Origin of the sequence: Bacteroides sp. D55t1_190419_B8, assembly GCF_015558905.1 — a bacterium.
In the GTDB taxonomy this organism is placed as follows: Bacteria; Bacteroidota; Bacteroidia; order Bacteroidales; family Bacteroidaceae; genus Bacteroides; species Bacteroides vicugnae.
In genome coordinates, this window is record NZ_JADMOU010000001.1 from 369,872 (window position 1) to 382,668 (window position 12,797).

Below are 12,797 nucleotides of genomic sequence, written 5' to 3' on the forward strand. Positions count from 1 at the left end.
TTCTTTTCCCCCAAGGGACAGGGGGGCTTTTTAAGGAGAATTCATACTCCGGAATAATAGATTCATGTTTCTCATTTGTTTAGATTTTCATTATACATTAAGATGTTTTTCGCTAAAGTGAATTCTTTGTTCTTTCACCAGTGCAAATTTGAAGATTAAACAAGAGAAGATAGAGTAAGATTTAGTAGAAAAGGAGGAAAAAACGGACTGGGGCAAAAAGTGCCCCTCAAGTATAGCTATGCACAAAAAAGATATGCCCTTCAAGTGTTATCATAAAACACCTGAAAGGCATATCATCTAAATTCACCGCATTGAACGGAGAATTACTGATTACCTATTTGTTCTGTGCATCGACTATATTTTGCACCAAACTATTCAAATATACCTCAAGATTCGTATATTGTCCATTCGGATCTTTCGTTTTTGTATTTCCATCTGCGGGATTATTCGGATCAAGTCCGTTTTTTATTTCCCACTCATCAGGTATGCCATCACCGTCTGAATCCACCGGTACCGAAAGACCTGCTATTGACAATTCCGGCCAGGGAGAATCACCTATATCTTCGGGGCTATTGATAAATCCGGGTTTATTTCCTTCTCCTGTGAAAGTTGCCGTTCCTTTCCGGGTGTCAGAGATGATACGTTTGTCTACTTCATCACGATAATTACAACAACCCGCATAGTTCATTACCTGTTCATAAGCCTTGTCAGCCGAATAGGTAGTGATTACTCCAAAATCAAGAGGTTCTTTCAGACGGATAGATTCTTTGGCTTCTTCTGTCCAGAGGAAGTCTACTTTTTCATCATTCTTCAACTGGGCATAGACCCCATCCGTCCAGTTATCGGCAGTCACTCTGTTGTTACCTTCTATCTTATTTCCATCAATATAGAAAGTTCCCCATTTCTGCAGGTAAGGTTGAAAAGCTAAGTTCTTTTTGGGTTCTCCATCAACGTAAACATAAGCCTGCGGATAAACTCCGACTTTGGCGATACGATATTGCACCTGTTTGGAGGCCTGTTTGGTTGCCGGTCCCGGTTTATAATAGTTATTGACGATATTGACATGCTGATCTTCTCCGCCATAGCAACCGTTTCCAGCCCAGTTGTAGAAAACATTATTCCGAATATCAACACATTCGCCAAGAGCTAATGTAGAAGGACGAGGGCCCAGACGCGGCACGCGACTTTCACAGTGAGCGATCAAGTTATGATGATAGGAAGCTTTATGGCCTCCCCAATTACCGCCATATCCGTGTGCCCCTTTTACATGAGTCGCTTTTCTTAATGCTTCAGAGCCAATACACCATTGTACCGTGGAGTTTTCCATACCATAAACGGAAAGACATTCATCCACACTCCAACTAACGGAGCAATGGTCTACCATAATATCTTTTTTATCACAGCCGCCCAATCCATCGGGTTCTTTTCCACTGGCTTCTCCGGGGCGGAAACGAAGAAAACGGATAATTACATTATTAGAATTAATAGAAAAGCCATAATCAGCCAGACAGATTCCTCCGGGAGAAGTCTGTCCTGCAATGGTGAGATGATCTTTCCCTGTTCGTAACTCCGATTTCAGATGAATCGTGCCAGCCACATCAAAAACAATCGTTTTAGGTCCATTTTGTTTCAAAGCCCATCGTAAAGTCCCTTGCGAACCATCGTCTTCCAAAGAAGTCACATGATACACTTTACCACCACGGCCGCCCGTCGTGTATCTACCGTGTCCTTCAGCTCCGGGAAAAGAGATCACTCGACCTTCCCGGACGCCTGTCTCCTGTTTTTCGGGTATGTCATAGGAAAAAGACATCGTTCCTCCCACGACCATTGCCAGCAGACAGACATTAACTAATATTCTTCTCATTTCCTTATTCACATTATTAGATGATGGAAACAAAAGTAGTGGAAGCTTTTCATTCTGACATTCATTTTTTGACCGATATGGGGGAAAAATCAGTTTTTATGATAAGATTGAACCAATTTTAGATCCCCAGCCGCTCTTTTAATAACCGGTAACCGGAAAGACTCACTTTTAGTTTCACGCCAGTTTTCAATAACAACTGATAAGTTTCTTTTCCAAAAAGCTCCACCCGCGAAATTTGTGTTACGTTGACAATCGTAGAACGATGTACACGCACAAATGTATCAGGAGACAGATGGGTCTCAAAATACTTCATTGTTTGTTCTTTCAGATATTCTCCGGTAGGAGTTATCAGCATCACATAATCTCCACACGCTTGTATGTAGATCAGTTCATCTGCCTTTACCAGATGAATTCGGGAACCGTCTTTCACTGTAATGCGATTTATTAATTCTGTCTGTGGTTTTCCTTGTTGTTCGGTCACAGTTAGCTGATGTGCAGCCAATTCTTTATCCAGTTCCTGATTCTGTACTTCTTCCTTAGTTACGATCAGGCGATACCATAAAGTAATGGCAATCAAGGTTGGTAGTCCGAATAATAACCGGAAAGGTATGGTCTGCACAAAAGGAATATAGGATACGCCTACAATCCTCACCATGATATCACAGATCATAAAACTACCCGCCAGCCATAACAGGCTTCCAACGATTATCATGATTATATCCGTCTGGAACAACGAAACAAGACCGACCACAAACCAGGCTAAATAGGCTATGGCTGCCAGCCAACCAATTGTTGCGACTCCATCTACCAGAGCAGGAAGATAGTTGGTTCCGGTATATCCACAAACTAAAGCCACCTGTGTTGCAACCAGAATCAACGCTAGCACCAGCATCGGAACCCAGCGGAATGGATAATCTATTATCGGATGTGCTTTCATACGCTAGTCTTTAACTTCCAAGCCTCCGAAAGAAAGCGTTCCACGAATGACCAATATGCTCTCCTTGTTTACATTCCCATTTTGCCAGCGTTTGTCATCACATCCTCCAAAAAAAGCATTGCATTTGAACACGACTGTCCAATCCGACGGGACATAAATTTCGACTCCCCCCCAACTGCAATCCAAATCAATATAGGTTTCTCCCGGTGCAATATGGGTATGGCGAAGATCAATAGTTGTCCCCCCGAAAGAGGTACGAATGATGGCTCCTTTAAACAACTCATCAAGTACTACGTGGCGTGCAGCTCCCCAGACATTCTCCGAACGCAAAAAGCCATCTACTGATTCCGACTGTTGTTGTTCACTCTCAAAGTTCATGCCGGGTCTACCCTGATGCATCTTCATCCATTGCCGACGATGTTCCATTGTATGCTGACGAGCCCATTGCGCCCTCTTATTTCTGCCGGGTTTGAAGATAAATAAAACGCCTGCTATTATCAGGGCGAGGGGCCACACCATTGCCTGTGAATTCTCCGGCAACCAGGAAAGTCCTCCTGTCAAAAAATAGGCACCCGCCAGAAAAAGGATGATTCCACCGATGAAATGGCGGCGAATCATAGCATATATACCTAATAATATAAGGAGTGAATGCCAGGATACGATTATATCAAATACTTCTGATGTAATCCATCCCATATTACGGGCAAACAGTAGAATCCCGGAAAGGATAAAAAGTGAAGCTATCAGTATTTTACCGGAAAAGCCTGTAGCACGGGGAAAATTTTGTTTCTCTTCCATTGTCTCTATTATTAATTGATTAATGGTTCAAAGATACATCATTTCCCTATGCTTCCACAGGCTTTTCTGTTGATTTACGGTATAAATTCCGATGAATGCCGGATAAAAACCGGTGAAAAAATCAATTTAGAAATCCCTGATTCGTATATTTGCCGGTCTTTAGAACACAAATAACACCCTTCAAAGCTAATAACTACACCTCGCAACAAACTAAAAAACAAAAAATACGAGGTGAAAAACAAATATTGCACATCACTATATCTTCATTCTCATACTTTTGTAGCGATGAATGAACTCTCATCGGGATTTTTATGAAATATCAAACAACAACCATTAATTAATAAACATGCAAAGAATGTCTAACAAAGTGAAAAACATGCGCTCTTTATTGCTAATACTATTTTCAGCAATATCGCTTAGCGTATCTGCGCAAACGATTACCGTAAAAGGTAACGTGAAAGACACCAGCGGAGAGCCTGTTATTGGAGCCTCTGTTGTAGAAAAAGGTAATACTACCAATGGTACGATTACAGATTTAGATGGTAATTTTTCTATTAAAGTTGATGGCAAAAAAACATTGGTTATTTCATACATAGGTATGAAAACTCAAGAAGTAGCCGTTCAAGGTAGAAAAACAATTAATGTACAAATGGTCGACGATTCGAAAGCTTTGGACGAAGTCGTAGTAATTGGTTACGGTACAGTCAATAAAAGAGATTTAACCGGTTCTGTAGCCTCTGTTAGTGCCAAAGACTTAGCTGCTATACCAGTAGCAAGTGCATCTGAAGCCCTTACCGGTAAACTTGCCGGAGTTAGTGTTACTACTACTGAAGGTTCTCCCGATGCAGATATAAAGATCCGTGTTCGCGGTGGTGGTTCATTATCACAGGATAACTCACCTTTATATATTGTAGACGGTTTCCCTGTTTCAAGCATTAGTGATATCGCCCCCTCGGAAATTCAAAGCATCGACGTATTGAAAGATGCTTCTTCCACAGCCATTTATGGTGCCCGTGGTGCAAATGGTGTAATCATCATTACTACTAAGAGCGGAAAAGAAGGTAAAACGCAAGTAGACTTCGGTGCTTCTTTCGGTTTTAAACAGGTAACCAAACTGACTGAAGTCTTGAGTCCTTACGATTTCGTTGCTTATCAGCGTGAAATCGGTTCTCTGGATTATGGTAACTTTGCCGATATGGATATCTGGCGTTCTATTAATGGTACCGATTACCAAGACGAGATGTTCGGACGTACTGGAAACCAGCAACAATATAACATTAATGTAAGTGGCGGAACCAAGCAAATGACTTATAGTGTCAGCTATGCCCATAATGAAGAAAAAAGTATCATGCTTAATTCCGGCTTCAAAAAAGACAATGTAAATGCAAAAATTAAATCAGAACTGAATAAATGGATGACACTGGACTTTAATGCCCGGTTAAGTTACTCTACCATTGACGGTTTAGGTGGTGGTGCTGATACCAATGAATCCAATGCTGCCAATTCAACTGTGGCTAATGCTACCGTATTCCGTCCGGTTGATTCACTTAAATACAGTGATGACGACGAAGAAAACAGTTCGGCACAACAGAAATCTCCATTGGAACGTCTGCTTGCAACAGATAAAACTCGTAATACTTTCAACCAGAACTACAATGTGGGTTTAAACTGGGAACCATTCAAGAACTGGACATTCCGTTCCGAATTCGGATATGGATGGAAGTTTGACGATACAGAACAGTATTGGGGAGTAGATGCAGTATCTAATTCTAAATATGGATATAACGGTCAGCCACAAGCCTACCTATTAAGAGAAAAGACGATGAGCTGGCGTAATGCCAACACATTGACCTATGATAACAAGAAACTGTTCAAAGGTCGTGATAAACTCAATGTATTGATCGGACATGAAGTAAGCAGCAATCAAAAGAAGTCAATCGAAAATGTATCTGTAGCTTTCCCTGTCACTATGAATTTCGATGATATGAAAGCAAATATGGGTTCGGGTAAAGCTTTAGCCAACCAATCTACCATTGCTGCAAAAGAAAACATATTATCATTCTTTGGTCGTGTGAACTATACCATGATGGATAAATACTTGCTTGCTGTTACAGTACGTGCAGACGGTTCGAGCAAGTTCGGCTCCGGAAATCGTTGGGGTGTTTTCCCGTCAGCAGCTTTGGCATGGCGTATCTCTGACGAGGCTTTCATGAGTAACACTCAAGACTGGCTGTCAGCTTTGAAACTACGTTTAAGCTTCGGTACTGCCGGTAACAACCGTATCAATTCCGGTTTGCTTTCCACCACTTACTCTTTGGGAGGTAATGATGCACGCAATCCTTTCTTCAACGGAGAAAGCACTACCATGTTGGAACATGGAACGAACTTATACAACCCCGATTTGAAGTGGGAAACAACAGTAACCCGTAACATCGGTATTGACTATGGATTCTGGAACAATCGTATCTCCGGTGCTATCGACTTTTACTGGAATACAACCAGAGACTTATTGATGCGTACTGAAATTCCTTCTCTCTCCGGATATAACTATCAGTACAAGAACTTCGGACAGACATCCAATAAAGGTGTAGAATTGTCTGTTAGCGCTGTTTTATTTGATAAAAAGAATTTCTCTTTGAACTTCAATGCCAACATTGCTTACAACCGCAACCGCATTGATAAACTGAATACAGACTCTCCCTGGCAAAGTAGTAACTGGTCAGGTAGTACAATGGCCAAATACGAAGACTTCCGCGTAGAGAAAGGCGGACGTTTGGGTGAAGTTTGGGGATATAAGACAAACGGTTATTATACCGTATATGATCCTGTCACCAACCCTACCGGCGAACTGGTTTGGGCAGGTAGCGAATGGGGATTAAAAGACGGAATGCAAGATAACAGTCCTACTATCACCGGTGGTAAATACTATCCGGGTGGTTTGAAACTGGAATGTGATAAAGATGGTAACCCTCTCAAACAACGTTTGGGTAACACTATCGCTCCTACAACCGGTGGTTTTGGATTCGATGGTCGCGTAGGTAATTTCGACTTCAATGTATTCTTCAACTACTCTCTCGGAAATGTAATTGTCAATGGAACAAAACTGGCAGCTTCTTTCCGTTCAGGTTCAAGAACCGGTTATAACTTAAACAATGATTTCAGACTGTCTAACCGTTACACATGGATTGATCCGGAAACTGGTTTGAACCTGTCGTCCAGTTCTACAGATGTCCTCAATACCTATGGAGACATGACAACAGCAGGATTACGTCTGAATGAAATAAACGCTAACGCCAATATGTACAATCCGGCCAGCGCTACTACCATGCAGCTGACTGATTATGCAGTAGAAAAAGCCTCATTCCTGCGTTTGAATAACATTACTATCGGATACTCTCTTCCAAAAACAATTGTAAGGAGAGCGTTTATGCAGAATGTGAGAATCTATCTGACAGGATATAACCTGTTCTGTTGGACTAACTACAGCGGAGCAGACCCTGAAGTCGATACAAGCAGTAAGAAAAATGCGATGACTCCGGGTATAGATTACGCCGCTTATCCTAAGAGCCGCACATTTGTGGGTGGTATTAACGTTACATTCTAATTAAAACATTAAACAGATTGATCGTATGAAAATATATAAGACATTATTCCTAGGGCTGGGGTTAATTACCCTGTCTTCCTGTTCGGACTTCCTGAATCAGACCTCACCGTCTGAATTGGATAATGAATCAACTTTTAATAATGCCTATTATACAGAATTGGCACTTAATAAAGTTTACGGCAGCCTGACGCAAGACCAGACTTATTCTAATTTCCTGCCTATCATTGCCGGAACCAATACCGACTGTGAACTGATTGACGGTTTGGGTACGGATGCAAGCAACACGTCCAGCGAACGTGGTAATATGAACTATAACGCTAATCCGGGATGGTCACAACTTTCCAAAGTATGGGATGCCATGTACGGAGTAATCGAGAATGCGAATCTGGTAGTAGATGGTATAAACAATAGCCAACTGATACAACAAGCAGGAGCAACCCGTACCAGCATGATGAGATTCCGTGCAGAAGCGATAACATTGCGTGCGATGATTTATTTCGATCTGATCCGCTTGTTCGGTGATATTCCTTTCAAAACAGAATCTTCCAACAGCGACCTGTCTAATGTTTACATTGGAAAGGCAGACCGTGACGATATCATGGATGAATTGATAATCGAACTCGAGGAAGCTATCGGATATTTACCTTGGGCTGGTGAAGACGGTTATACAACTGAACATGTAAGCAAAGGCTATGCTCACGCTCTCTTGGCTAATATTGCAATGACACGTGCCGGATATGCTATCCGCGAACAAGCTAAAGACGGATATATCACCGGAGATAACAGTGACGCTACTTATCCTACTCAACGTTGCAGCGATACCAAACGTAGAGAACTATTCGAATTGGCCGAAAAACATCTGGCAGCTGTTGTCAGTTCAGGAAAACATAAACTGAATCCTTCTGTAGAAGAATACTGGCGTTTAATAAATATCGGACAACTTGATCAGACTTATCAAGAAAACCTGTTCGAGATTCCAATGGGACTGAACAAAAGTGGTGAGCTGGGATATACTATCGGATATCGTATAAACGGTGCCAGTTCCCTATTCGGTCCGAAAGGTAACTCATCCGGTAAGTTGAAACTGACTGCTCCTTATTATCTGTCGTTTGGCGAAGGAGATATCCGCCGCGATCTGACTTGTGCTATTTCACAACTTTCTACAGACAAAAACACCAAAGTATTTAAAGAATATATGTTAGGAAATGCTCCTTTCGGTCTTTATTGTGGAAAATGGGATTATCGTAAGATGATGGAAAACTCTGAATGGTACGCAGCTGTATTGGCCAGCGATCAGAAAGTTTGTTCCGGTATCAACGTAGTGAAAATGCGTTATCCGCAAGTATTGCTGATGTATGCCGAAGTTGTGAACGAACTTTATGGTAAGGGTGCAACAGCCGAAGGTTGTACATTAACAGCCACAGCAGCCCTGAAAGAAGTGCACGACCGTGCTTTCACCGATGCAACCAAACGTGATGCTGCATGGACTGCTCTAATGGGAAAAGACCTCTTCGATGCAATTGTTGACGAAAATGCATGGGAACTGGCAGGAGAAGGTGTTCGTAAGTTCGACCTAATCCGTTGGAACCTGTTGAGCGAAAAAATAGACGAGTTCAAAAACGAATATACAAATGCAGTGTATAATGGTACATATCCACAGTATGTGAACTATAAATATCGCACGGACAATCCGATGTATATCGATATGACTTCTCTCGTATTTGGAGCTAAAGTAGGTGGAGAATATGAAAACAAGAGCTTCTTCGGAGCTGAAACCAGTGACAAGGAGCAAAAGAATCTGAAAGTAAACTTGCCTAGTATTTCTGGCGGATTGAACAAGGCTGTAAAGAATCGTTATTTATTGCCGATAGCTTCTACAACCATCTCTACCTCAAACGGTAAATTACATAACTCTTATGGTTATTCGGATTAATCTTAAAATCTTAAAATCGTAAAATGATGAAGAATATAAAAAATATATTGGGAATGGGAGCTTTCATGCTCCTGGCCTCTTTGGCGGTATCTTCGTGTACAGAGAAAAGTGATTGGGATATTGACTCTTCCTATAGCCGTCCTTTCGGAACTGATGAAAACGGAATCAGTGTAGAAACAGACAGTAAAGTAGCCAGAGCGGTAGTAACTTGGAGCTCAACATCCAATACCGACTATTACATTATCGAGATTAGTCCTAACGAGATGACTGACGAAACTCCAATGGGATCAGAAGAAAATGGAAATATCGTTTATGGAAATGATCCTGCCAACCGGATCAAGCAGTCACCTTACACAATGGATAATCTGGCGGTAAATACGACTTATTATATGCGTATCAAGTCTATTTCCGGAGAGAAGGAATCTCGTTGGGTAAATTATAAAAAGACTTTTGCTTCAGTTAAGGAAGAAGCTATCCTGAATATTCCAACTACTGAAGACTTACCTGAAGGTCAAGGAAAAGTACGTATGTCATGGGAAGCCGGATTAGCAGTCGATCATTTCGAAATCATGGAAACGGGTGCCACAGAAGCAACTTCACGTGTTATTTCGTCAACAGAAGCTGCCGCAGGTGAAGCATGGGTTGAAAATTTGAAGTCGTTCACTGAATACACGATTACTATTTATAATGGAAATAATCCACGTGGTTCACAGACTGTTACCATCCCTGGTTTGGAAATCGAATCTACCATCAGTGATATAACAGCAAATTCAGCTGTATTCTCATGGGAAGAAACGGTGGATGTAGATGAATATGCTTGTGTTCTTTCTACCGAAGGAGTACCTGAATCAGGAACCCAATTATCACCAGCAGATATTGCTGCACATAAGGTAACAATCACAGGTTTGGCTTCCAGTACGGAATATACGGCTTATGCTTTCGCAAACGGCTCTATATGTTCTCGTATCACCTTTACAACTAAGAAAGGTAAACCGACAGGTTATACTGAAATGACATGGGAAGATGCCCTTGCCAACTGGGATAATCTTTCAGGAAAAGTATTAATCAATGTTTCCGGAACAGAAGGATTTGCACAAGAAAAAGAAAGCATTGCTGCTGGCGTGACTCACCTTATTTTCTGGGGTGACAGTCAAGACGGACAGGTTAATATGACTATTAAAAAGGGCGTAGGTGCCAGCGGAATATGTGATAAAGTAGAATTCCATAATCTGAATATTACCGATGAAGGAAATACAACCCTTATTTATCAAAACGGTGCTTCAGGTTGCATCAAAGAAATAGAAGTTACCTCGTGTACAATTACCAATATCCGTGGTATCGTTCGTATGAATGCAAGTACAAGTAATGCTATGTCTGTTACTATTGATGACTGTATCATCAAAGGATTGGGAAGAGCAGCAACATCCAATCATTATGGATTACTTCTTTCTGACAAGGTAACATTAACAACTCTCAACCTAGCGGTTTCCAATACTTCTGTTATTGTAGCCAAGGGAGCTTCTGCGTCTCAATTCATAAGACACAAGTCCGGACAAACCGGTACAATAACAATCAAGGATTGCACATTCTATGATATGTCAGCAAGTGATGCTTTCTGCAGAGATACAAAAGATATGACAATGACTATATCAAACACCCTGTTTGCCAAAGGTGGAGTTAAACCTTTCTACAACCCAAGTTCTGTAGCTACAACTCTAAACGTAAACGGTTTATATAAGGCTTCTGACTTTGCATTTGGTGCTACCGACTGGGGAAAAGACTATACTAGTCTTCCTCTGACTTCCGATCAGCTATTCCCTAATGGCTCAAGTGAAGATTTGACTTTTGGAGCAGATGTTCCTGAAGAATACAGAGTCGGTGACCAACGTTGGAACAAATAACTAAATAAAACTGCAAGGTTTTCCGTCAAGTCTGGAATTTGCATTTACTTGACGGAGAATCTTCTCTAAAAAGCAACAGATATTATGAATACAAATTCAATCAATACAATAAGTAAATACTTACTTCTGTTCTTGTTGATTCTTACAGGTGCTTCCTGTAATGACAACGATGATGCAGAAGATACAAGCATCCCTGTTCTGATTTCACAGAATATCAATGATGGTGATGTAGTAGGTCCGAGCGGGTATGTAGAACTGACTTTCAGCAAAGCTATGCGTCAGGCTCCGGATACAGAAATATATTTCAACGGAGGAGTAGTGCGTGTATCCATCAACTACGAAAAAGTACGTTATACCTTCTCTGGTATGGAAAACAAAGAATGTACTTTCGAAGTTCCTGCCGGAGCATTAACAGATATGCAGGGAAGAGCTTACGACGAAGACTTCTTTTTAAGCTTTACTGCCAAATCTGAAATTTCGGGTGGTGGAAAAGTATTCGATGCAATTGTTGATTCAAAAGGGAATGGTGATTACACTACTCTCCAAGCCGCAATCAACGCCATCACTACCCCACCGACCAGTCCTTATAAAATCTTCATTGCCAACGGAACTTATAATGAATGTGTCCGAATCAATAAGAATAAACCATTTGTTCATTTAATCGGTGAGAGCCGCGATGGTGTTAAAATCCAGTTTGCAGTAAACCGTGTAGATGATTCAAGTAATGCTACCTCATGGCCTTATTCTATTTTCAACGAAAACTCACCAGCCCGCAAAGCCGGATATAGTGAAGACCAAAACACAGTAGTGTTGATTGAAGCCACAGATTTTTATGCTGAAAACATTTCAATCATCAATCTTTATGGTGCATTCTCAAATCGTCACACTGGTGGTTTAGGTAAAAATGGACAGGCAGAAGCCTTGATAAACCGTGAAGACCGCTTTGCTTTGAATAATTGTTTGCTTGTCTCCTATCAGGATACATGGTGGACCCGTTATTGGAACAATACAACCCCTCATCGTGCATACGTTTATAACTCATGGATTGAAGGTCATACAGATTATATCTGGGGAAGTGGCGATGTACTTATCGAAAACAGTACATTCTATAATACAGGCAATGACGGTGGTAGCGTTATAACTGCTTCGCGTACCAGTGAAAGCGATAAATACGGATATGTTATAAAAGATTGTACGGTAAACGGTGATGATACAAAATTCTCATTCGGACGTTCCCAAGCAACAACCACGAAAACTGTCTGGATCAACACCAAGTTGAAAATGGATATTATAGATTCACACTGGGGATATGGTGGACAAATACCTACACTATATGCTGAATATAACACTATCGACAAGAATGGAAATATGATTGCGGAAAGTAAAACAATCACCTCCGGAAACGTTTCCTTCACTAGCTCAGTGCTAACAGCATCCGAAGCTGCTAAATATACATATGAGAATATAATAACTATTGACAGCTGGAACCCGAAAGAGTATATGGAAACTCCCCTTGCAGCACCTACCAATGTCAATCTGTCGGGAAACACTCTGACATGGGATGCAGTATCCGGTGCTGCCGGTTACCTCATCTTTATGAATGGTAACTATGCAGGGCAAACTACAGACACTACCGTTACACTGACCAACACTGACGAAAGCAATATTTATACAGTGAAAACTGTAAGCCAGTACGGTACAGTAAGCGAATAAAACCAATAAGATTTAATAAAGAGTTCTTTGTCACATCATCAGCAAAT

The 12,797-nt window shown here is 41.2% G+C and carries 7 protein-coding genes; 4 read left to right on the plus strand and 3 right to left on the minus strand.

Features of this window, described 5'->3' with window-relative positions:
• Positions 1–334 precede the first annotated feature (334 nt).
• The 3 genes from I2I13_RS01255 to I2I13_RS01265 form a co-directional block, all read right to left on the minus strand.
• A complete protein-coding gene (locus I2I13_RS01255; RefSeq protein ID WP_195648532.1) occupies positions 335–1,864 on the minus strand; it encodes a pectate lyase in 1,530 nt (509 codons plus the stop codon).
• Between the two features lie 118 nt (positions 1,865–1,982).
• Positions 1,983–2,801 (minus strand): LytTR family DNA-binding domain-containing protein, encoded by an 819-nt coding sequence (locus tag I2I13_RS01260; protein WP_195648533.1) that lies wholly within the window; start codon positions 2,799–2,801, stop codon positions 1,983–1,985.
• Positions 2,802–2,804: 3 nt separating this feature from the next.
• Positions 2,805–3,599, minus strand: coding sequence for a LiaF domain-containing protein (locus I2I13_RS01265; RefSeq protein ID WP_148366409.1), 795 nt, complete (start codon positions 3,597–3,599; stop codon positions 2,805–2,807).
• 346 nt (positions 3,600–3,945) lie between these two features.
• Between I2I13_RS01265 and I2I13_RS01270 the strand changes: the two genes are divergently transcribed.
• The 4 genes from I2I13_RS01270 (at position 3,946) to I2I13_RS01285 (ending at position 12,750) form a co-directional block, all read left to right on the plus strand.
• Complete coding sequence (locus I2I13_RS01270; RefSeq protein ID WP_195648534.1) at positions 3,946–7,203, plus strand: TonB-dependent receptor; 3,258 nt, start codon at positions 3,946–3,948, stop codon at positions 7,201–7,203.
• A 25-nt stretch (positions 7,204–7,228) separates the two neighbouring features.
• Positions 7,229–9,136, plus strand: coding sequence for a RagB/SusD family nutrient uptake outer membrane protein (locus I2I13_RS01275; protein ID WP_195648535.1), 1,908 nt, complete (start codon positions 7,229–7,231; stop codon positions 9,134–9,136).
• Between the two features lie 23 nt (positions 9,137–9,159).
• A complete protein-coding gene (locus I2I13_RS01280) occupies positions 9,160–11,037 on the plus strand; it encodes a DUF5123 domain-containing protein (protein WP_195648536.1) in 1,878 nt (625 codons plus the stop codon).
• An 84-nt stretch (positions 11,038–11,121) separates the two neighbouring features.
• Positions 11,122–12,750, plus strand: coding sequence for a pectinesterase family protein (locus I2I13_RS01285; protein WP_117934740.1), 1,629 nt, complete (start codon positions 11,122–11,124; stop codon positions 12,748–12,750).
• Positions 12,751–12,797: the final 47 nt, after the last annotated feature.